General features: G+C 74.0%; 22 protein-coding genes and 1 riboswitch. Of the genes, 12 read left to right on the top strand and 10 right to left on the bottom strand.

Going from position 1 to position 20,960, the window contains the following annotated elements; genetic code table 11:
• Nucleotides 1-42 precede the first annotated feature (42 nt).
• Together ACFTWP_RS09240 and ACFTWP_RS09235 are read left to right on the top strand one after the other, a co-directional pair.
• The gene (locus ACFTWP_RS09240) at nucleotides 43-1,452 is read left to right on the top strand and encodes a metallophosphoesterase (protein WP_380263627.1); all 1,410 of its coding nucleotides are present in this window, start codon (nucleotides 43-45) and stop codon (nucleotides 1,450-1,452) included.
• A gap of 191 nt (nucleotides 1,453-1,643) precedes the next feature.
• The gene (locus ACFTWP_RS09235; protein ID WP_380263626.1) at nucleotides 1,644-2,606 is read left to right on the top strand and encodes a hypothetical protein; all 963 of its coding nucleotides are present in this window, start codon (nucleotides 1,644-1,646) and stop codon (nucleotides 2,604-2,606) included.
• Between the two features lie 138 nt (nucleotides 2,607-2,744).
• Here ACFTWP_RS09235 and ACFTWP_RS09230 read toward each other — a convergent pair whose 3' ends face one another.
• The 4 genes from ACFTWP_RS09230 to ACFTWP_RS09215 form a co-directional block, all read right to left on the bottom strand.
• A complete protein-coding gene (locus ACFTWP_RS09230; protein WP_380263625.1) occupies nucleotides 2,745-3,158 on the bottom strand; it encodes a hypothetical protein in 414 nt (137 codons plus the stop codon).
• Between the two features lie 180 nt (nucleotides 3,159-3,338).
• Entirely contained in the window at nucleotides 3,339-3,728 is a 390-nt protein-coding gene (locus tag ACFTWP_RS09225; RefSeq protein ID WP_380263624.1) for a PPOX class F420-dependent oxidoreductase, read from the bottom strand.
• A gap of 200 nt (nucleotides 3,729-3,928) precedes the next feature.
• Nucleotides 3,929-4,378 (bottom strand): VOC family protein, encoded by a 450-nt coding sequence (locus tag ACFTWP_RS09220; protein WP_380263623.1) that lies wholly within the window; start codon nucleotides 4,376-4,378, stop codon nucleotides 3,929-3,931.
• Between the two features lie 135 nt (nucleotides 4,379-4,513).
• On the bottom strand, nucleotides 4,514-5,110 hold the full coding sequence (locus ACFTWP_RS09215) for an NADPH-dependent FMN reductase (RefSeq protein ID WP_380263622.1): 597 nt from the start codon (nucleotides 5,108-5,110) through the stop codon (nucleotides 4,514-4,516).
• Between the two features lie 112 nt (nucleotides 5,111-5,222).
• Between ACFTWP_RS09215 and ACFTWP_RS09210 the strand changes: the two genes are divergently transcribed.
• Nucleotides 5,223-6,059 (top strand): helix-turn-helix domain-containing protein, encoded by an 837-nt coding sequence (locus ACFTWP_RS09210; protein WP_380263621.1) that lies wholly within the window; start codon nucleotides 5,223-5,225, stop codon nucleotides 6,057-6,059.
• Nucleotides 6,060-6,199: 140 nt separating this feature from the next.
• Nucleotides 6,200-7,105: a Bro-N domain-containing protein gene (locus ACFTWP_RS09205; RefSeq protein ID WP_380263620.1), complete on the top strand. Its 906-nt coding sequence runs from the start codon at nucleotides 6,200-6,202 to the stop codon at nucleotides 7,103-7,105.
• 105 nt (nucleotides 7,106-7,210) lie between these two features.
• Here ACFTWP_RS09205 and thiC read toward each other — a convergent pair whose 3' ends face one another.
• Nucleotides 7,211-9,049: a phosphomethylpyrimidine synthase ThiC gene (thiC, locus tag ACFTWP_RS09200; RefSeq protein WP_380263619.1), complete on the bottom strand. Its 1,839-nt coding sequence runs from the start codon at nucleotides 9,047-9,049 to the stop codon at nucleotides 7,211-7,213.
• Nucleotides 9,045-9,179, bottom strand: a riboswitch (TPP riboswitch). Its footprint overlaps the gene before it by 5 nt.
• Nucleotides 9,180-9,293: 114 nt before the next feature.
• Between thiC and ACFTWP_RS09195 the strand changes: the two genes are divergently transcribed.
• The 7 genes from ACFTWP_RS09195 to ACFTWP_RS09165 all read left to right on the top strand — a co-directional run bounded on the left by ACFTWP_RS09195 (nucleotide 9,294) and on the right by ACFTWP_RS09165 (nucleotide 16,665).
• A complete protein-coding gene (locus ACFTWP_RS09195; protein ID WP_380263618.1) occupies nucleotides 9,294-9,494 on the top strand; it encodes a hypothetical protein in 201 nt (66 codons plus the stop codon).
• A 142-nt stretch (nucleotides 9,495-9,636) separates the two neighbouring features.
• On the top strand, nucleotides 9,637-11,145 hold the full coding sequence (locus tag ACFTWP_RS09190) for a flotillin family protein (protein WP_380263617.1): 1,509 nt from the start codon (nucleotides 9,637-9,639) through the stop codon (nucleotides 11,143-11,145).
• 173 nt (nucleotides 11,146-11,318) lie between these two features.
• Nucleotides 11,319-12,323: a 3-oxoacyl-ACP synthase III family protein gene (locus tag ACFTWP_RS09185; RefSeq protein ID WP_380263616.1), complete on the top strand. Its 1,005-nt coding sequence runs from the start codon at nucleotides 11,319-11,321 to the stop codon at nucleotides 12,321-12,323.
• Complete coding sequence (locus ACFTWP_RS09180; RefSeq protein WP_380263615.1) at nucleotides 12,320-13,081, top strand: glycosyltransferase family 2 protein; 762 nt, start codon at nucleotides 12,320-12,322, stop codon at nucleotides 13,079-13,081. Before ACFTWP_RS09185 ends, ACFTWP_RS09180 begins: the two co-directional genes overlap by 4 nt.
• A 73-nt stretch (nucleotides 13,082-13,154) precedes the next feature.
• Nucleotides 13,155-14,624: an AMP-binding protein gene (locus ACFTWP_RS09175; RefSeq protein ID WP_380263614.1), complete on the top strand. Its 1,470-nt coding sequence runs from the start codon at nucleotides 13,155-13,157 to the stop codon at nucleotides 14,622-14,624.
• Nucleotides 14,621-15,763, top strand: coding sequence for a cytochrome P450 (locus ACFTWP_RS09170; protein ID WP_380263613.1), 1,143 nt, complete (start codon nucleotides 14,621-14,623; stop codon nucleotides 15,761-15,763). The genes ACFTWP_RS09175 and ACFTWP_RS09170 overlap by 4 nt, the downstream gene beginning before the upstream one ends.
• Nucleotides 15,754-16,665: an NAD-dependent epimerase/dehydratase family protein gene (locus ACFTWP_RS09165; RefSeq protein ID WP_380263612.1), complete on the top strand. Its 912-nt coding sequence runs from the start codon at nucleotides 15,754-15,756 to the stop codon at nucleotides 16,663-16,665. Before ACFTWP_RS09170 ends, ACFTWP_RS09165 begins: the two co-directional genes overlap by 10 nt.
• Nucleotides 16,666-16,785: 120 nt before the next feature.
• Here the strand turns inward: ACFTWP_RS09165 and ACFTWP_RS09160 are convergent, their stop codons facing one another.
• From ACFTWP_RS09160 to ACFTWP_RS09150, 3 genes are all read right to left on the bottom strand, one after another.
• Nucleotides 16,786-16,986 (bottom strand): DUF5326 family protein, encoded by a 201-nt coding sequence (locus tag ACFTWP_RS09160; protein ID WP_380263611.1) that lies wholly within the window; start codon nucleotides 16,984-16,986, stop codon nucleotides 16,786-16,788.
• A gap of 217 nt (nucleotides 16,987-17,203) precedes the next feature.
• The gene (gene tenA / locus ACFTWP_RS09155; protein WP_380263610.1) at nucleotides 17,204-17,932 is read right to left on the bottom strand and encodes a thiaminase II; all 729 of its coding nucleotides are present in this window, start codon (nucleotides 17,930-17,932) and stop codon (nucleotides 17,204-17,206) included.
• A gap of 182 nt (nucleotides 17,933-18,114) precedes the next feature.
• The gene (locus ACFTWP_RS09150; protein WP_380263888.1) at nucleotides 18,115-18,432 is read right to left on the bottom strand and encodes a cupin domain-containing protein; all 318 of its coding nucleotides are present in this window, start codon (nucleotides 18,430-18,432) and stop codon (nucleotides 18,115-18,117) included.
• A gap of 228 nt (nucleotides 18,433-18,660) precedes the next feature.
• Between ACFTWP_RS09150 and ACFTWP_RS09145 the strand changes: the two genes are divergently transcribed.
• The gene (locus tag ACFTWP_RS09145; protein ID WP_380263609.1) at nucleotides 18,661-19,038 is read left to right on the top strand and encodes a phage holin family protein; all 378 of its coding nucleotides are present in this window, start codon (nucleotides 18,661-18,663) and stop codon (nucleotides 19,036-19,038) included.
• Nucleotides 19,039-19,222: 184 nt separating this feature from the next.
• Here ACFTWP_RS09145 and ACFTWP_RS09140 read toward each other — a convergent pair whose 3' ends face one another.
• Both ACFTWP_RS09140 and ACFTWP_RS09135 read right to left on the bottom strand, forming a co-directional pair.
• Nucleotides 19,223-19,648: an SsgA family sporulation/cell division regulator gene (locus ACFTWP_RS09140; protein ID WP_380263608.1), complete on the bottom strand. Its 426-nt coding sequence runs from the start codon at nucleotides 19,646-19,648 to the stop codon at nucleotides 19,223-19,225.
• A gap of 314 nt (nucleotides 19,649-19,962) precedes the next feature.
• Nucleotides 19,963-20,688: an IclR family transcriptional regulator gene (locus ACFTWP_RS09135; protein WP_380263607.1), complete on the bottom strand. Its 726-nt coding sequence runs from the start codon at nucleotides 20,686-20,688 to the stop codon at nucleotides 19,963-19,965.
• Between the last annotated feature and the right edge of the window lie 272 nt (nucleotides 20,689-20,960).

Below are 20,960 nucleotides of genomic sequence, written 5' to 3'. Positions count from 1 at the left end.
CAGGTGAGGACGGCGGGAGAGTGCTCTTCCTATGATGGGCGGATGACACCCGAGGACCGCTTCCCCGGGCCTGAACAGCCGGACTCAGGCCCCCGCCATCAGCCGGACCTCGACGTGCTGCCCTACGGCTCCTACTTCGAGCCCGCCGAACCCACCGGCTACACCGACGGCTACTCCGAGACGTACAGCGCCTACGGCGGAGCCCGCTACCTCGAACAGCACTGGCCCGCCGGTGCCCACCAGGGCGCCCCGCACGGCGAGCGGCAGCACGGGGAGCGGCACCACGACGCGCCGGCGCACGGGGTCAGCCCGCACGGTGTCCCGCACCACGACACCCCGCACGACCAGGCCTTCCACGAGTCCGGCTTCGCCGAGGCGGGCTTCCCGGGGGAGCCCGCGTACCAGGAGGCCGGGTACCCGGAGGCCGGCTACCCGGACGCCGACTACCAGGACGCCGACTACCAGGAGCCGGGGTACCACGAGCCCGCCTTCCACGCGCCCGCCGGGCACGAGCCCACCCTGCACGACCGGGCCGCCCAGCCCCTGCAGCGCGAGGACCCGCCCACCATCGAGCTCGGCCCGCCGCTCACCGAGGACGGCCTCCCCTACTCCACCCCGTACCCGGCGCCCGAGCCCGGCGACCCGCCCGGCCCGCTGTACGTGGTGGGCGACGTCCACGGCTACCTCGACGAACTGGTCGCCGAGCTCCGCCACCAGGGCCTGATCGACGCCGACGGCCACTGGTCGGCCGGCCGCTCCCGGATCTGGTTCCTCGGCGACTTCACCGACCGCGGCCCGGACGGCATCGGCGTGATCGACCTGGTCATGCAGCTCGCCGCCGAGGCCGCCGCCGCCGGCGGGTACTGCCGCGCCCTGATGGGCAATCACGAACTGCTGTTCCTGGGCGCGCACCGCTACGGCGACGAGCCCGTCCAGTCCACCGCCGGCACCGCGTCCTTCCTCGCCGCCTGGCGGCTCAACGGCGGCCAGCAGCACGACCTCGACCGGCTGGAGTCGCACCACATCAGCTGGCTCTCCCGGCTCCCCGCGATGGCGCTGGAGGACGGGCACCTGCTGCTGCACTCCGACACCACCGCGTACCTGGAGTACGGCGAGTCGATCGCCGAGGTCAACGACGCCGTCCACCACCTGCTCGCCGACGAGGGCGCCGACGAGTGGTGGGACGCCTTCCGCCGCTTCACCAAGCGGTTCGCCTTCCGCGGCGAGGCCGGCCCGACCGCGGTCCACGAGCTGCTCGACGCCTACGGCGGCGGACGCGTCGTGCACGGCCACAGCCCCATCCCCTACCTCACCGGTGCGGCGCACGCCGACGACGGCGCGCCCCCGCACATCCCCGGCCCGTACGTCTACGCGGACGACCTCGCCATCGCCATGGACGGCGGCGTCACCATGGAAGGCCGGCTGCTCATCGCCCGACTGCCCGTCAACTGAAGGGGCTCGGAACGGATCGCCCGGGCGCATCACACGCCCCGGGCGCTGAAATTCCGGAAACCGACTGTCTGTGCGCCCCCACCCGCCCCTACCATCGAGGCACACCGCACCAGGCCGCCCCGGCCCCACCCTCCGAGGGCACCGCCCCCGGTGCGGAAGTCCACCTCCGTGACGGAGCGAACGGGGTCCGCATGAACAACGCCCCGCACCTGCTGGCCGAGGACCGCCCGGACTTCGAGCGCCTCCTCGACGAAGCACTGCGCGACGGAACCATCCTGGCAGCGCTGCGCGAACGCGAGCCGGGCACCGGAGCCGGCACCATCGGCACCGGCAGCACCACCCGCCTCACCTCCGAGCAGCTGCGCACCAAGGCACTGCTCGCCGCGAGCGCCATCGCCTCCGGCGCCGCCGTCGAGTACGAGCACTACACCCGGCTGCGCGAGAACCTGCGCGACGGCGCCGGACGACCACGGCCCGTCCCGGTCCACGAGTCCACCCCCCGCAGCACCGGCCCGCAGACCGTCGGCGAACTCGCCTCCCAGCTCCGCTCCGAGGACGGCGCCGGGCTCTTCCCCGTGCTCACCGTCCTCGCGCCGATCCTGGCCGGCGCCGCCGGACTGGTCTTCCTGCTGCTCGGGTACGTGCTGCGCACCACCGCGCCCGAACTGCTGCTGGGCCGCTCGCTGCTCACCGCGGGCTGGCTGGCGCTGGCCATCGGCGCCGCCGCCATGGTCTTCGGCATCGTTGGCCTGGTCCTCACCGCCCTGCGCGACGGCGCCGGACCACCGGACGAGAGCGACCCGGACCTGCGCGCCGAGGTCGCCGACGCGCGCCGCGCCTGGCACCTCGCCCTGCGCGACCGCGCCCTGCTGCCGTACCTGCGGGCCAACCTGGACTCCGAACCGGCGCTGTCGCCGTTCACCCCGGCGCCCCGACCGGCACCGCCCGTCGAATCCACCGCCGAGCGCCCCGATCCCCCCACCCCGCCGGACTTCAGCAGCCCCGGCTACACCGGCGCGAGCTTCAGCAGCCCCGGCTTCTCCAGCCCCGGCGTCGAGGGCGTCACCGACCCCGAGGGCCGCCACCCCCGCCCCGCCGAGTTCAGCAGCCCCGGCTACAGCCCACCGGCCTTCACCAGCCCCGACGACGTCTGATCCGGACCGGGGCCGAACCCGCCCCGGGGCCGTGACGGGCCGGGGCCGTGACGGGCCGGGGCGAACGCGGGACGCCGCCCCGGCAGGCCGGGGGCCTGCTGTCGGGACGGCGTCCGTCGCTGCTCCGGTGCGCTCGGCTCAGCCGGCCGGGTGCTCCTGGGCCGGCTGCGCCGGCTGCTGGGCCTGCGGAGCCGGCGGGTAGGCCGCCTGGCCGGGCTGCGCCTGCGGGTAGGCCGCGGGCTGCGGCGGCAGGAAGGGCTGCGGCGCGGGCGTGTTGCTCCGGTTGGCCAGCGAACGCACGAAGTTGAAGATCATCACGCCCGGCAGGATGAACGCCTTGAAGAACAGGAGGTAGCTGCCCCCCTCGAAGATGAACCCGAGGTAGATGCCGTAGCCGAAGAAGCCGACACCCGCCACCAGGTTGAATATGCGCCAGCCGGTGCTGAGTGCGCCGAAATTGATGGCACCCATGACGACCATGGCGACACCGCTGAAGCACAGCAGCACCACGTACCAGGAGAAGAGGGGTTCGGCGCTGAAGTCGAGATTCATGAGCATTCCTGTGGGTTCAACGGACGATCAGTCGAGAAGGACGACGGCGTACGCTACTGGACCGCGCCCTGCCGCGTCTCCTCGGTTTTCCCTCGCGGTATCCCCGCGAGAGCTGATGTCCTGACATTCCCTACGGAATTCCCCCACCGCGACACCGAACCGCAATTCGGGCCCGCTCGCTCAGGGCGAGAACGTGACCACCCGGCTCGGCAGCACCCGGACCTCCAGCCGTACCACCTCGGCCTCCTCGGCCGGCGGCTCGATCCCCAGGTACTTGCGGGAGAGCACCCTCGGCAGCTCCCGCGCGGGATCCTCCCGCAGCTCGGCGACGCCCCGGATCTCCACCGTCCGGTACGGATCCGCGCGGTCGAAGAGCGTGAGGCTGACCCGCGGATCCTTCAGCAGGTTGCGTGCCTTCTGCCGCCCGGCCGTGGTCGAGAACACCACCGTGTCGCCGTCCCGCATCACCCAGACCACCGAGGTCTGCGGGCCGCCGTCCGGGTTCAGCGTCGCCACGGTCGCGAAGTTCCTCCCGTCCAGCATCCGGCGGGTCGCCTCGTCCAACGTCACTGCCGCTGCCGCTTCCACTGCCACGTGCCGGCCCTGCCCCGTGCTCGCGACCCACCCGCGGGCCGTGCCCGCCGGAACGGCGTCCCGGTGGCCGCTCGGTGTGATCGGCCCACACGCTACGGGCCGGCGGCGGCCGACGGCCGCTCCGAACCGGCTTCTCCTCCGATCGAGTGAACGGCCGCCGGCGACGGCCGCGCCCGCTACTGGACGTCGAACTCGTTGCCCTCCGGGTCCGTCATGGTGACGTGCGTCGAGCCGTGCTCGTTCACGACCCGCAGGACGGTCGCCCCCAGCCCCTCCAGGCGCCGGACCTCGGCGTCCCGCTGCTCGGGCCCCGCGTGCAGGTCGATGTGCAACCGGTTCTTGACCGTCTTGGGCTCCGGTACGCCCTGGAAGAGCACGCGCCGGCCCAGCCCCGTGCCGGTGTCCGGATCGACCGGGTCCTCCGGGTGGCGGACCGCCGCCAGGCCGCGGAAGTCCTTCCGCCCGTCGACCTCGACGTAGTCCTGCTCACCGATCGCACCGAGCCCGATCAACCGGTCGATGAACTCGCCGTGCTCCTCCACCTCGTACCCGAGCGCCCGCGCCCAGAAGCCGGCCAGCCGGTGCGGGTCCGAGCAGTCGACGACGAGCTTCCAGTTCAGGGCCATCCAGTCCTCCGCGAGCTCCGGGACGCCGCCCGTCGCGGCCAGCCCAGGCTAGGCCGTCCGGCCGGGGCCCGCGACCGGGTCGGCGATCCCCCGGCCCCTGCGGGCACCCGTCACCCGGGCACCCGCCCGATCCGCTCAGGCCGGGTAGGGGGCGGCCGCCCGCGCGGCGCGGAGCGCCTGCGCCCACCAGGCCAGTTGATCGAGCAGCGTCTTCGCGTACCCCGGGGCCCCCGGGTCGAGCGGGCGACCGTCCTGCCAGGCCGTGAAGTAGTTCGGGAAGGCCAGACCGTCGCGGACGGTCACCGCGTGCAGCTCGGTCAGCACGTTCTCCAGATGCAGGACGGCATGCCGCCCGCCGGCCGCACCCCCGTAGCTCACGAAGGCGACCGGCTTCGCCGTCCACTGGGTGAAGTGCCAGTCGACCGCCGCCTTCAACGACGCGGGATAGCTGTGGTTGTACTCGGGCGTCACCACGACGAACGCGTCGGCGCCCTCCAGAGCCGCGGTCAGCGGCGCCATCCCGGCCGGCCGGGGGTACTCCTCACCCGCGTACTTCGGCGAGGCCGCCGGCAGCGCCAGCGGGATGTCGATCCCGGCCAGATCGACCACCTCCACCTCGAACCCGCCATGGGTGCGCGCCTGTTCGGCCACCCACCCGGCCACCACCGGGCCGAACCGGCCCTCCCGGACGCTTCCGACCACGATCACGAGCCTGCTCTTGCGCTTCTCCATGCCCACCACGATCGGCCCGGCCGGCGACGGCAACCAGACCGTGCCCGGGCTGGCCCCCGCAGGGCCACCCTGAGCACTCCACGGCCCGCCGGGACGCCGCTAACCTCGAAGCATGGGTACGCCGTTGGGGGACTTCATCCGGGCCAGGCGCGACCGCATCCAGCCGGAGTCCCTGGGGGTGCCGGACCACGGGCGCCGCAGGTCACCCGGTCTGCGGCGGTCGGACCTGGCGACCCGGGCCGGCATCAGCGTCGAGTACCTGACCCGGCTGGAGCAGGGCCGGGACCGCAACCCCTCGGTCGCGGTGGTGAACGCGCTGGCCGACGCCCTCGGCCTGGACCCGTCCGAACGCACCCACCTGCGCTACCTCACGAAGATCACCGGCGGCGAGTGCACCGCACACCCCCGCCCGGAGCCGCCGCGCCGCGAGGTCCGCCCCGCCGTCCGGGAGACCCTGCGCCTGCTGGAACCGGGGATCGCCGTCCTGACCAACCGGCTGGGCGACGTCCTCGCCCGCACCAGCGGCTACGAACTGCTGATGGGCGCCGGCGGACTGCTCGACGCCGACACCCCGAACCTCACCCGCTACGTCTTCACCGACCCCCGGGCCAGGACCTTCTTCGCCGACTGGGACGACGTCGCGGACGAGCAGGCCTTCGACCTCTGGCTCGGCCCCTCCGTCGAGAACAGCGAGTGGCTCACGGCCGAACTCGCCCCCACCGCCGGCCCCGAGTTCACCCGCCAGCTGAACAGCCACCTGGTACCGGCCCGGGGCGTCCTGCGGATCGACCACCCGTCGGGGCACGCGCTCCGGCTCCTGCGCGAGACCCTCGAACTCACCGCCGACGCCCAACAACTGGTCGTCCTCCTCCCGGCCGACGACGCGAGCGCCCAGGCCCTCGACCAGCTCCGCCACCGGGCCCCCGGCCGGCTGCGGGCGATCTCGTAGGGCGCCCCCGGCCGCCGCAGCCACCCCGGGCACACGGCTGCGGAACGCACGAGTCGATGCGCCGATGGTCACTGGTCGTACCGCATACGAGTGAAGTTGCGCATCCGTATCCGCCGACCAGGTGAATCGTTGGACGGGGCATGACGACGCAGAGCAGTGCCCTCGCCCAGTTCGACTTCCAGGGCCACGAGGTCCGTGTGGTCACCGTCGACGGGGAGCCGTGGTGGGTCGCCGCGGATGTCGCCGCGGTGCTCCAGATCGCCCGCGTGCACAGTGCTGTACGCGGGCTCGACGACGACGAAAAGGGTGCGCATACTATGCGCACCCCTGGTGGTGACCAGCAGCTTTCCATCATCAGCGAGTCCGGGCTGTACTCACTGATCCTTCGTTCCAGGAAGCCCGATGCCAAGAGGTTCCGCCGCTGGGTGACCCACGAGGTGCTCCCCGCGATCAGGCGGACCGGCCGCTACCAGGCCGAGGACAACCCGGCGTCGGAGCTCCCTGCCGAGACCGCCGTGATCTTCAGGTCGGTCGCGCGAGCCGGCCTGGAGGCCCTCCTCGCCCTGGCCAGGACCGACCCCCGGGACGCCGCCGCCGTCATCGCCGAGGCGCTGTCCCGGGCGAGTCCGGAGCAGGCATCGGGCGTCCTCGCCGGCCTTCGGGTCGACCACGACGCCGCACCGCCCGCCGTGCCTGCCCAACGGGAGCCCTCGGCCCCCCTCTGGCATCCGCGGATCCCCGAGGCCGCCGTCTCCTTCGGCGCGATGGCCGAGGTCCTCGGCTGCGAGTTCGACCGCCCCGACCTCAGCCGCGACCAGCTCTTCGCGATCGCCCGGGACGCCCGGCTGCTGCAACCGCTGGCGGCACCGTACAGCGGCAACACCCTCGCGGACCCGCGCCTCTCGACGCTCTTCGTGATCCGCCGCATCGCCGGAGCCTCGCACGGCTGGCCCTGCACGCACCACTACCAGCCGCTCGCCCTGCCGCCGGGTCTCATGATCATGCGCCAACTGGTGGCGCAGGACATCGACCGCGGAGTGCTGTAGCGCCGTGTCCGGCGCGGCTCGACCCACTGCCGGAGCGCCCCGGGCTCGCCGATCCCCGGTCCGCGCCCTCCCCTGCGGGGCGCGGACCGGGACTCGGCCGTGCCGTCAGTCCGCCAGCGGCAGGTACACCCGGTTGCCCTTGGCCGCGAACTCGGCGGACATCGCGGCCATGCCGGCCTCCGCCTCGCCGTCCAGGGCCGAGGCGACGGCGGTGGACCCGTCACCGTGTTCGTCGCGGATCTTCTGACTGATCTTCATCGAACAGAACTTCGGCCCGCACATCGAGCAGAAGTGGGCCGTCTTGGCGGGCTCCGCCGGGAGCGTCTCGTCGTGGAAGGCGCGGGCCGTCTCCGGGTCGAGGGCCAGGTTGAACTGGTCCTCCCAGCGGAACTCGAAGCGGGCGTCGGAGAGGGCGTCGTCCCAGTCGCGGGCGCCGGGGTGGCCCTTGGCGAGGTCGGCGGCGTGCGCGGCGATCTTGTAGGTGATCACGCCGGTCTTGACGTCGTCCCGGTTCGGCAGGCCCAGGTGCTCCTTGGGCGTGACGTAGCAGAGCATCGCGGTGCCCCACCAGGCGATCATCGCGGCGCCGATGCCCGAGGTGATGTGGTCGTAGCCGGGTGCGACGTCGGTGGTGAGCGGGCCGAGGGTGTAGAACGGCGCCTCGTCGCAGATCTCCTTCTGGAGATCCATGTTCTCCTTGATCTTGTTCATCGCGACGTGCCCGGGGCCCTCGATCATCACCTGGACGTCGCGCTCGCGGGCGATCCGGCCGAGCTCCCCGAGGGTCTGCAGCTCGGAGAACTGCGCCTCGTCGTTGGCGTCCGCGGTGGAGCCGGGGCGCAGGCCGTCACCGAGCGAGAACGTGACGTCGTAGCCCGCGAGGATGTCGCAGAGCTCCTCGAAGTTGGTGTAGAGGAAGTTCTCCCGGTGGTGCGCCAGGCACCAGGCCGCCATGATCGAGCCGCCGCGCGAGACGATGCCGGTCTTGCGGCGCGCGGTCATCGGCACGTACCGCAGCAGCACGCCGGCGTGCACGGTCATGTAGTCGACGCCCTGCTCGCACTGCTCGATCACGGTGTCGCGGTAGACCTCCCAGCTCAGGTCCTCGGCCTTGCCGTCGACCTTCTCCAGCGCCTGGTAGAGCGGCACCGTGCCGATCGGGACGGGGGAGTTGCGCAGGATCCACTCGCGGGTGGTGTGGATGTTGCGACCGGTGGAGAGGTCCATGACGGTGTCGGCGCCCCAGCGGGTGGCCCAGGTCATCTTCTCCACCTCCTCCTCGATCGAGGAGGTGACCGCCGAGTTGCCGATGTTGGCGTTGATCTTCACCAGGAAGTTGGTGCCGATGATCGCCGGCTCGACCTCGGGGTGGTTCACGTTCAGCGGGATCACCGCGCGGCCGCGGGCCACCTCGGAGCGGACGTACTCCGCCTCCATGCCCTCCCGCAGGGCGATGAACTCCATCTCCGGGGTGATGATCCCGCGCTTCGCGTAGGCGAGCTGGGTGACGGCGGCGGAGCCGCGGCCGCGCAGCGGGCGGCGCGGGCGGCCGGGGAAGACGGCGTCCAGGTTGCGCAGGTCCCCGCCGCGCGGCGAGGTGTGCTTGATCCCGTCGTCCTCCGGGCGGGCCTCCCGGCCGTCGTACTCCTCGACGTCGCCGCGCTGACGGATCCAGGAGTCGCGCAGGGCGGGCAGCCCGCGGCGGACGTCCGGCTCGTAGCCGGGGTCGGTGTACGGGCCGGAGGTGTCGTACAGCGGGACGCTCCCGCCGTTGGTGAGCACCACCTCGCGGTAGGGAACCCGCAGGTCGGGGCGGGATCCCTCGCGGTAGGCCTTGCGCCACGCGGGGGTCGGGTAGCCGGTGGCCGCGCTGCTGACGGTGCTTCCGGACGTGCCGTTCGCCGGATTCCGGACAGACTTCTCCGGTGTTTCGAACATGGTCATCTGACCTTCTACTCCCTACGCCGGCATTACCCGGTCCAGGTTCCTGCGGTCGACGCAGCGGTCGGTACGCGTGGTGCGTGCCGTTCAGCGCCCTCTCAGCCCGGTGCTCCGAGCTCCCGTGTCTACGGACGGTTTTGTCCGCAACAAGACCTCAACACCGTAGCGGGCACTCCGGCGGTGGTCCAGAGGGGGTCCGCGGAGCGGCCGGCGGGCAGACTGGGACCGGACGGAGAGAGGAGCCGCGGTGGTCGGCAGCACGGGACGGGTCACGGGGACGGTCGGCGACGGCCTGGTCGGCGAGGTGATCATCCACGTTCCGGCCCGGCAGGGGTCGGAGGCCTTCCTCGCCCATCCGGCGTTCCCGGGGGAGCGGTTGGCGGTCGGCTCCCGGGTGGTCGTGGTCGAGTACCAGCCGCCACGGACCGTGTACGTAGCACCGGCCTGACCGGCTGATACAGAATCAGGACATCAACTGCTTCCCAACTGATCGGAACAGGCGCAGAATCCTGCTGCCACCGCGTTCCGCGCCACCCTGCACAACCGAGCGCAGCCACGGAACCGGTGTGCCCTGAAGGGGGAATCAGCCGATGCTCATCGGCATCGCAGGGGCGGCCGTCGCCTCGATCTTCATCCTGATCGTGCTGTTCAAGCTCATGTGGCGGGTCGCCGAGCCCAACGAGGCACTGATCATCTCCGGGTCCAGGCACCGCGCCGAGGGAGTCGGCGAGGGCCTGGGGTTCCGGGTCGTCACCGGCCGCGGGACGCTCGTGACCCCGGGCGTCCAGGTCGTCCGCAAGCTGTCGCTGGACCTCAACGAGGCCGACCTCGACGTCGAGTGCGTGACCTCGCAGGGGATCCCGGTGCACGTCAAGGGCGTCGTGATCTTCAAGGTGGGCGACGACACGGTGTCGATCGCCAACGCCGCCCGCCGCTTCCTGGACCAGCAGCAGATGATGGGCCACCGGGTCCACAACGTCTTCGCCGGTCACCTGCGCTCCATCGTCGGCGGGCTGACCGTCGAGGACATGATCCGCGACCGCGAGCGGCTCACCGGGGAGACCCGGGCGGCCTCCGGCACGGAGATGGAGAAGCTGGGTCTGATCATCGACTCGCTGCAGATCCAGGAGATCCTCGACCCGACCGGGTACATCCAGAACCTCGCCGCCCCGCACGCCGCGCGGGTCATGCGGGACGCCCGGATCGCCCAGGCCGAGGCGGACCGCCAGGCCACCGAGGCCGAGCAGGAGGCGTTCGCCCGCAAGGCCGAGGCGACCCGCAACAGCGGCATCCAGCAGGCCGGCTACCAGGCCGAGATGGAGACCGCGACGGCCCGCGCCATGCAGGCCGGACCGCTCGCCCAGGCCGCCGCCCGCCAGGAGGTCGTGGTCCAGGAGACCAAGGTCGCCGAGCTGGAGGCGCACCGCAAGGAGCAGCAGCTCCAGGCGGACGTCCGCAAGCCCGCCGACGCCCGTGCGTACGAGACCCGGACCAAGGCCGACGCCGACCGCGACGCCCGGATCTCGGCCGCCCAGGCGCAGGCCAAGGAGACCGAGCTGAAGGCCGGCGCCGAGGCGAACCGGGTGAAGATCGCGGCACTCGCCGAGGCCGAGGCCACCAAGGCCAGGGGCCTGGCCTCCGCCGAGGCGACCCGCGCCACCGGCCAGGCCGAGGCCGCCTCCGCGGAGGCGAAGGGCCTCGCGGCGGCGGAGGCCGCCCGGGCGCTCGGTCTGGCCGAGGCCGAGGCGATCAAGGCCCGTGCGGCGGCCCTCGCGGAGAACCAGGAGGCCGTGGTCGCGCAGCAACTGGCCGAGAACTGGCCGGAGATCGTCCGGGCCGGCGCGGAGGCCTTCGGCAACGTCGAGCACATGGTGCTGCTCAACGGCGCGGAGGGGATGGGCGAGATGTTCGCCAAGGCGCTGACCATGGGCGGCACCGGCCTCGGCCTGGCCCGCCAGCTGCTGGGGACGATGAACGGCGCGGTGACCGGCCCGGCCGCCGCCGTGGCGAACGGCGCCGCCCCGGCGCCCGCCGACCCGACCGCGCCGGGCGGACCGGCCCGCCCGCGGGCCCAGGCGATCCCCGTCCAGGACGCCTGAGGTCGATCCGTCGACGTCGGCCGGGGCCCGGCCGCGTCGCCCGTCCACCGCGTCGCCCGTCCACCGCGTCGCCCGTCCACCGCTGCGGTGGGCGGGCGACGCCGGTGTCCGGGCTCCCGAACTGAGTACCCGTACTCAAGCCACCGCCGCCGCCCCGAGGGGAACATGAGGACATGGACCTTCCGATAGCGCGGGTCGGCATCACGGCCGTCGGCTCGTACCTGCCCTCCCGTCGGCTGACCTCCCAGCAGCTCCAGGACGAGGTGACCGCCGGACTCCGGCTGCCGGAGCGGATGTTCGAGAAGGCGACCGGCATCGTCACCCGGCACTTCGCGGCCGAGGGCGAGTACGCCTCCACGCTGGCCCTGGGCGCCGCCCGCCGGGCCCTCGACGCCCGGGGCGTCGACCCCCTCGACATCGACCTGCTGCTCTACGCCTCCGCCACCCGCGACGTCTGCGAGCCGGCCACCGCCCACCTCGTCCAGGCCGAACTCGGCTCCCGGGCGCACGCCCTGGACGTCGGCAACGCCTGCAACAGCTTCCTCAACGGGATCGACCTGGCCCGCGCGATGATCCTGGCCGGCCGGGCCCGCCGGGCCCTGGTGGTGACCGGCGAGACGCCCAGCCGGGCCATGCGGCGCGACCCGGGCGGCCTCGCGGACTTCCGGGAGGGGTTCGCCGGCTACACCTTCGGGGACGCCGGGGCCGCGGTGGTCGTCGAACCGGTGGAGCGCGGCGGGATCCTCGACATCGAGACCGAGACCGCCTCCGAGCACTGGGCGGTCGGCGGCATCCCCGGCGGCGGCTCGCGCCACCCGCGCGGCGACGAGTACAGCTACTTCCGCGGCGGCGGCACGGAGTTGCGCGGCGTCTTCGAGAAGATCGGCGGCGACATCCTGACCAGGGTCGCGGCCCGCACCGGTCTCGGCTGGGACGCCTACGCGCGCGTCCTGGTCCACCAGGTGACGGTGCCCTACCTGGAGCGCTTCGTCGAGCTCACCGGCGTGCCGGCCGAGAAGCTCGTCCTCACCGTGCCCGATCTCGGGAACATCGCCAGTGCCACGCTGGGTGTCCAACTGGACCGCGTCCAGCACGAACTGAACCCGGGGGACCGGGTGCTGCTGGTCGGCCTCGGCGGCGGGGTCAGCCTGATGACGATGGTCTGGGAGGCGTCGTGAGCGGCTCCCCCGCCGGCCCGGGCAGCCTCTGGGTGATCGTCCCGGCGTACCAGGAGGAGGCCAGGATCGGGGACACCCTGACCGCCCTCGCCCGGCAGCACGACCGGGACTTCACGCTCCTGGTCGTCGACAACGGATCCACCGACCGGACGGTCGAGCTCGCCCGCGCCTTCGGCGAGCGGGCGCCGTTCCCGGTCCAGGTGCTGATCGAACCGGAGAAGGGCGTCGGCTGCGCCGTCGACACCGGGTTCCGGCACGCCGTCGCCCGGGGCGCCCGGCTGCTGGCCCGCACCGACGCCGACTGCGTCCCGCAGCCCACCTGGACGGCCGCCGCCCGGATCGCGCTGACCGAGGCCCCCGGCCTGGTCTGCGGGCGCATCGTCGCCCGCCCCGACGAGCACGGCCCGCTCGGCCGGGCCGGGTTCCGCCTGCTGGTCGCCACCGCCGCCGCGTTCGGCCGGCTGCGCCCGGCCCACCACCGCCGGCACGGCTACCTCGCGCCCTACCGGATGCACGCGGGCAACAACATGGCCGTCACCGCGGAGCTCTACCTGGCGGTCGGCGGGATGCCCCGGCGCCCGTCCCCGACCGACCGGGCCTTCCTCAACCGGGTCCGCCGGCACACCACCGCGATCAGCCGCTGCCGGGCGATGGTGGTGCACAACTCCACCCGCCGGCTGACCGCGTACGGCGTCCTCAGCACCGCCCGCTGGTACCTGGACCGGGGCAGCGGCCGGCACACCGACGATCCGCGCTGAGGCGCGGACCCGGCCCGTCCGGCAGACCCGGCCCGCACCCCTCGCACCGCCCGCACAGAAAGGACCACCTCCCGTGCTGGAAACCCTCGTCCCGGCACTGCGCGCCGCCGGCACCCGCCCCGCCGTCCTGCGCCGGACCAGGACCGGCGCGGTGCGGGTGCAGGCCCGCGCGGCCGACCTCGCCGACCTCGCCGAGGCGTACGCCGCCGCGCTGCACCGGCGCGGCCTGGCCCCGGGCGACACCCTGGGGGTGGCCGTCCGCCCCGGCCCGCGCGCGCTGGCCGTCCTGCTCGCCGCCCACCACCTGGGCGTACGGATCGCGGTGCTCGACCCGTCCGCCGGCCCCGACGTACTGCGGGCCCGGCTGTCACTGGCCCGGCCGACGCTGATCCTGGCGGACGCCGCCGCGCAGGCGGTGGCCGGCTGGGCCGGGCCGCTCGCCCGGCGGGCCGACCTCGCGCTGCCGCCGCTCGCCGAACTCGGCCCGGTCGCCACCCTCGGGATCCGCTGGCCCGGCTGCGCGCCGCGGCTGCGCCCCGCCCCCGGCGGCCCGCCCCGCGCCGCGGACCCGGGCCCGGAGGCGGACGCCGTCATCGTCTTCACCTCCGGCACCACCTCCAGTCCGCGCGCCGTGGTGCACAGCCGGGCCGGCCTGGCGGCGGGCCTGCGGACCGTCGGCGAGCTGGTCCGCCCGCAGCCGGGCTCGACCGTGCTCGGCGGCACCTTCTTCGTCCTCGCGCCCGCGCTGGCGGCCGGTGCGACGGTCGCCCTGCCGGCCCGCTCACCCGACGGCCTGGCCGACCAACTAGGCCTCCTGGCACCGGCCGAGACGTACCTGACGCCACCACAGCTGCGCGCCGCGCTGGCCGCCGGCGCCCGCTTCTCCGGTCGGGTCTGGACGGGCTCCGCCCCGGCCGGCGCGGAGCTGCTGGGCCGGGTCAAGCAGGCAGGCGCCGCCGAGGCCTGGAGCGTCTACGCGCTGACCGAACTGTTCCCGGCGGCCGCCGTGGAGGAGGCCGAGAAGGCCGCCTACACCGGGGACGGCGACCTGGTCGGCCACCCGCTGCCCGGCGTACGGGCCGCCCTCTCCCCCGCCGGCGAGCTGCTGCTCACCGGGCCCGGCGCGCGCCACCGCTACCTGGGCGAGGAGCCGGACCCGTGGATCCGCACCGGGGACCGCGCCGAGCTCACCGCCGACGGCCGGATCGCGCTCGCCGGCCGCTGCAAGGACATGGTGCTGCGCCGCGCCGAGAACATCTACCCGGGTCTGTACGAGCCGGCCCTGCACCTGCCCGGGGTCGAGCTGGCCGTCCTGGTGGGCGTCCCCGACGGGGAGGGCGACGAGCGCCTGGTCGCGCTGGTCCAGCCCCGCTCCGGCACCGACCCGCGGCGGCTGCGCTCCGCCCTGGAGGCTCCGCTGGCCCGGATGGGCAGCGCCCGGCCGGACGCCGTCCTGTTCGCCGACGTCCCGCTGGCCGGGCGCTCGCGCAAGCCCGACCGCGGCGCCGCGTCCCGGTTCTGCGCCGAGGAGCTGGCCCGGTGACCGCGCCGCTCGTCGGGCCGTACGCCACCCCCCGCAGGGCGCAGCGCACCGCCCGGCGCCGCGACCGCCGGGTCTACCTGCGCAGCCACCCGTTCCTGTTCGCGCTGCTCGCCGCGACCCGCCGCCGCCCGGTCGTCCGGATCGGCCGGACCGTCCTGGTGCACGGCGCCGACGCCTACCGCGAGGTGCTCACCCGCGTCCCGCTGGACCGCACCGCCGAGGGCACCACCGGCGGAGCCGCGGCCCGGCTCACCGACGGCGGGCTGCTCTTCGACCAGGACGGCGCCGACCACCGGGCCGCCCGCCGGAGCCTCGCCGGCGATCTCGGCAGCGGCGCGGTCGCCCGGCTCCGCCCGCTCTGGCAGGGCATCCTGGCCGAGCGGCTGCCCGCCCTGGGCGGCGGTCACGGCGGCCCCGACCGGCACCGTGCGGACGACGGCGACACCATCGATCTGGTCTCACTGGCGAGGGAGTTGGCCGGTGCCACCACCGCCGCGCTGACCGGCTGCAGCGCAGATCCGGGCACCCTCGCGCGCGCCGCCGCCGACGCGGCGGCCACCGCCGCCCGGGACCACCTGCCGGGCCCGCGCCGGCCCGGCACCGCCGCGGCGGCCGGCGCCGCCGCCGCCGAGCTGACCGCGCTGCTCCCCGACAGCCTCGACGCCATGCTCGCCGTCGCCGCCGTCAACACCACCGTGGCCGCCCTCCCGCGCGCCGTCGCCTGGTGCGCCGACGCCGGCCTCTGGGCCGGCCTCACCCCCGCGACGGCGCCCGCGCTCGCCGCCGAACTGCTCCGGCTGACCGCGCCCTCGCCGATCCTGCCCCGGGTCGCGGCAGCCGACGCCACCGTCGCCGGCTGCCCGCTGCGCCGGGGCGACCGGCTGATCCTGGTCGCCCGGCACGCCGCCCGGGCGCAGCACGACACCCCCGCCGACCCGGCCGCGGCCGCCCGGGCCGTGTTCGGCGCCGGACCGCACACCTGCCCGGGAGCCGCCCTGGCCCGCGCCCAGCTCGCCGACGTCCTGCTCGCCCTGGCGCCCTACCGGCCGGTGGTGGTGCGGGCCAGGGTCGACCGCCGCTCGGCCCTGCCCGGCTACGCCGAACTCCTGGTGCGCGGGGGCGCGCCGCGATGCGGATAGCCGTCACCGGCGCGAGCGGGTTCTGCGGCTCGTACGTGGCCCGCGCGGCCGCCGCCCTGGGCGCCGAGGTGCTCTGCCTGGGGCGCCGCCCCGGCCCGCTCGGTCGTCACGTCCCCTGGGACGCCACCGCCGGCCGGCCGGACCTGGCGGGCGCGGACCTGGTGGTGCACTGCGCGGCGGCGGTCGGCGACCCCGCCCCGGGCTCACCCGCCGAGGCGCAGCAGTACGCCGTCAACGTCGGTGGCACCGCGCGGCTGCTCGAAGCGGCGGCCGGCCGCCCGGTGGTGTGGGTCAGCAGCGCCAGCGTCTACGACCCGCGGCTCGACCGCTCGCTGGTCGGCGAGGAGCACCCCACCGGGGGCGGTCACCTGAACGCGTACGGCCGTAGCAAGGCGGCGGGCGAACGGCTCGCGCTGGCGGCCGGGGCGGTGGTGCTGCGCCCGCGCGCGGTGTACGGCCCGGGGGATCCGCACCTGGTGCCGCGGCTGCTGGAGCGGGTGCGCCTGGGCCGGTTGCTGCTGCCCGGCCCGGACGTGGCGCTGAGCCTGACCGCCGTGCAGAACCTCGCCGACGCCTGCCTGGCGGCGGCCGACTGGCCGCCCGGCGCGTACAACATCGCCGACGCCCGGCCGTACCGGCGCGACGAGGCCGTCCGCCAGGTGCTGCGGGCCCACGACCGGGAGGTGCGGATCGGTCACCTGCCCGTCCGGCTGGCCGAGTTCGCGGCCCGCACCCGGCTGCTGCCGGGCCTGACCCCGTACGCCGTCGACCAGTTGGCCCGCAGCGTGGTGCTGGACACCGCCCGTGCCCGCGCCACCGGTTGGCGGCCGCGCCGGGACCTCGAAGCCGTCCTGCGGCAGGAGCGGCGCGAGCGCTCCGGGCGGGGGCGCCCCGGGCCGTAGCGCGACGGCCGTCCGCACCGGGGCGGTCGGGACGACGCGGTCGGGACGACGCCGGCGCGCGGCGGGAACGACGCAGCGCCCGCCCCCGGGAGACGGGGTGCGGGCGCTGCGCGGGCGGGGTCAGCTCTTGGCTGCCTTCTTCACCAGGATCACCACGGCGGCGGCGATGCCGACCACCACCAGGGACTTGACCAGGAACCCGATCAGGGCGCCGACGATGCCGAACACGAACCACAGCAGGTTCCACGCCAGCACCAGCACGACGATCGGGACGACGATGTTGCGCACCCACGAGGGCAGCGACTTCCAGAGCTCAGCCATGTCCGTTCCTTACTCTCCCCTCGGGCCGGCTGCCTGCTGGTGCCGCATCCCGTCTGCTTCGGTACTTCGATCGTACGGGTGCCGATGGACGGGAACGAGGGGCGGCGGCCCGGAGAGAACCCCGAGATCACCCCGAGGCCGAACCCCTACGCCGGACCCCGGGTTCGGCCGCGACCCGGAGCCCGGGCCGCGGCCGGGGGCCACCCGCCGGCGGGGATCAGACCGGCCAGGTCTCGCCGCGCCAGGCGGCGTCCCAGAACATCCACTCGTAGCGCGAGGTGGTGCCGAAGTGCTCGACCACCCGGCGCCGCTCGGCCGGTGAGATCTCCTCGCCGAGCCGGTCGGTGAGCGCCAGCACCCGCCGGACCACCGACTGGAAGGCCTCGTCGCCGTAGGTGGCGATCCAGCGGGCGTACAGCGGGTCGGGGGAGGACTTGGCGAGGAGCTGCTCGCCGACCCGGGCGTAGATCCAGTAGCAGGGCAGCACCGCGGCGACGGCCTCGGCGAAGGAGCCGCCGTAGACGGTCGCCAGCAGGTAGCTGGTGTAGGCCCGGGTGGTGGGCAGCACCGGCTCGGCGGCGGCCTGTTCGGCGCTGTCGCCGAAGGCGTCCATGAACTCGGCGTGCATCCCCTGCTCGGCGGCGAGCGCGCCCACCGCGTCGTCGGCGAACGCCCGGACGTCCTCCTCGCCGGGGGCCTTGGCGGCGCAGACGGCGAGCGCCCGGGCGTAGTCGCGCAGGTAGTGCGAGTCCTGGACGACGAAGTGCCGGAAGGCCGCGCGCGGCAGCGTCCCGTCGGTGAGGCCGCCGAGGAAGGGGTGGTCGAGGATCCTCGCGTAGACGGGCTCGATCGACGCCCAGAGTTCCTCGGTCAGGCTGGCGGCGGCCGGGCCGCCGGCGGGCCGGGCGGCTGCGTTCCGGCCGTCTTCGGTCGGGTTCGCGGTCATGGTGCTGCTCCCTCCCTGTCCCGGACGGGAGGCTCCCCCGTCACGGCCAGGTTCTGGCGGTCGGCGCGGCCACCGGGCCCGGCATCGGCTGCCGTCGGCCCCCAGCGCCCTCTCAGCCCGCTGCCGCGGGCTCCCGCGGTGATCACGGACTGGTCGGGCCCGACCCTACCGGCCCCGCCCGGTCAGTCCTCCGGCGGGGAGAACACCACCAGCACCCGCAGCTCCTCGGTGATGTGGTGGAAGCGGTGCGGCACCCCGGCGGGCACGTACACCACGGTGCCGCGGCCGACGGTGGCGGTCTCGTCCCCCACGGTCAGCTCGGCCCGTCCGCTGACCACCTGGTAGATCTCGTCCTGGGCGTGCGCGGTCTGCGGGTCGGTGTCGCCGGGGGAGAGCGCGTACAGGCCGGCGGACATGTGGCGTTCCTTCAGGAAACGCAGGTACGCGCCCTCGTTGGCGGCGCGTTCCGCGTCGAGCCGGTCCAGCCGGAAGACCTTCATCGGGGCTGCCCTTTCGTCCGCCCCGGGCGCGGCCGGGAGCACGGGTGCTCCGGGCACCCGGCCCGGCGCGTTCGTCATCGGGCATTCAACAGCACCCGCCCTGTTCAGTGCCCTGCCGGTGGGGGCGCGGCACCGAAACCGGGTGCCTCCCGGGCCTAGGTTGACAGCCCCTCGGTCGGGCATCGTAGGTAACAACCTTCGGCCACCAGACAGGACACGTGGTAAACCGTGAAATCCTTCACCATCAAGACCCTCATCAACGCGGCGGCCATCTGGGTCGCCGCCTGGATCGTCACGGGCATCACCCTGTCGGGACAGGACGGCTGGGGGCAGCAGACCCTCACCGTGATCGCGGTGGCCCTGATCTTCGGCGTGGTGAACTGGCTGATCAAGCCGGTGGTGAAGCTGTTCTCACTGCCGCTGTTCGTCCTGACCCTGGGCCTGATCACCTTCGTGATCAACGCCCTGATGCTGCTGCTGACCTCGTGGGCCTCGGACAAGCTCGACCTGGACTTCCACGTGGACGGCTTCTGGCCCGCCCTGCTCGGCGCCCTGATCATCAGCCTGGTCTCCTGGGGCCTCAGCCTGGCCCTCGACAACGACTGACGACGGCCGCCCGTACCGCTCCCGCCCGGCCGGCCAGGCCGGTCGGGCGGGCCGGACGCCGGGGAGGGGCCCTGCAGCGCTTCCCGCGCGCAGGGCCCCTCCCGGTTCACCCGTCCGTACCGCTGCCTCCCCCGGCCGGCGGCGGCCGGCGGCCGGTCTCTCCCGCGGGGCCGTCGCGGCCCGGTCAGCCCGCGTTTTCACACCCCCTGAGGATGTCGGCGAGCTCCGCGTCGAGCTCACCGCCGGTGAGTTCCTCGCCCATCGGCACCAGCCGGTCCGTCCGGCTCAGGAAGGCGATCAGCGGCGGGGCCGAGGCCCGTAGCAACGCGTCGCCCTCGGGGGAGTGCAGCACGATGCAGACGTCGGAGAGCTCCTCCCCGCCGATGGGGTGGATGTGCACATCACCCTCACCCGTCGGTCGGCTGATCCCGTCGAGCAGCAGCTCGCGGGCGAACACCCAGGTCACCGGCTCGTCGCCGGGCAGGTGGAAGGTGAACCGAACCGCGTACGGGTCACTGGGGTCGTAATCGAGATCGACCACGATGCGGAAGGAGAGCTCGTTCGAGACCACGAGGTTCATGACCACGTGGCCCTGGACTGTGCTGTGCATGCGCCAGTACCTCTCGTTCTGCCCGACCGTGCGTGCTGTTGCGCCACCGGCGGCCGGACACTGCGGTTCGCTGTGTAGGAACGGTGCCCCGGGTGGGCGCTCCACCCGCCGGGGACGGCGGGACTCCCCGGCTCTGGAGCCGGGGGTTGGAGTGCGGCTCACGACTCTGTGAAAGTCCTGCCAATTCTGTACTTTCGCCCCGATTCCCCGTTCAAACCTCATCGTCCACGTTTGGGGAGGTAGTGGACAAGGTGTGCTTTTTCAAATGGTGAACGAGCGGGAGCCCGTGGCGGCCCGTTGGGCCGTCCGCGCCGTCAGAGGACGAACGAGGGCGACATCGCACCGACCTTGACCCGGAGCAGCTCGGCGGCGGCCCGCAACCGGTCCGCCTGCTCCAGGGGCAGCGACAGCGCCATGGTGGCGACCACGGCGCCGACGGTGATCGGCACCGCCGCGCAGACGGTGCCGAGCGCGTACTGCTGCCGTTCGATCACCGGCTCGGCCGGCCCGACCGCGGCGAGCACCCGCAGGACGGCGGACTCCCGCACGACGGTCGACGGGGTCAGCCCGACCGGCGGGTGGCGCAGCAGGTGGTCCCGCCGGTCCGCCTCGGAGAGCTGGCCGAGCAGGCACTGGCCGATCGCGTGGGCGTGGGCGGTGGACCGCAGGTCCGCCCAGACCTCCACGGCCGGCTGGCTCGGCCCCGAGGCGATGTCCACCACCCGGACCTCGCCCTCCTCGTAGACCGCGAGGTAGACGGCGGCCCCCAGCTCGTCCCGGAGCCGCTCCATCCGGGTGCGCAGGTCGCTGCGGCCGGACTGCAGGTCGTCGGCCCGGCTGATGCCCCCGACCGAGTGGCCGTAGTAGAACTTCCCGTCCGCCCGGCGGAGGTAGCCCTCGTGGGTGAGGGTGCGGAGCAGGTGGTAGGTGGTGCCCAGCGGGAGCCCGGCGGCGCGGGCGAGCTGCTTGGCGGTGGCCCCCTGGAGGAAGCCGCCGACCGCCTCCAGGAGTCGTAACGCCCGCTGCACCGAGGCGATCAACGTGGGCTGCCCGTCCTTCTTCCCCGCGGGCCTGGTCGTGGGCGACCTCGCCGTCCGACCGATTCGAACGGTGTTCGATGTTTCCGTGATCCGATCCATGGCCAACCCCAGCCCCCAGCCCGAGTCATTGCACAGGAGGGCATACGGAGCGCGTCACTCCGCTTCGCCCAGCAGTCGCTCATTGCAGCACAGGGCGAGCCCCGTCGCAATGACGGTCGTCCGTATCACCGGCAAAAAGCCTTCGAATCGAAGCCAAGATGCTTGATTGGGTT

This window comes from Kitasatospora sp. NPDC057015 (genome assembly GCF_042673745.1).
In the GTDB taxonomy this organism is placed as follows: domain Bacteria; phylum Actinomycetota; class Actinomycetes; order Streptomycetales; family Streptomycetaceae; genus Kitasatospora.
Note: the sequence above shows the minus strand (reverse complement) of the source record. Positions and strands in the feature narration are given on the sequence as shown.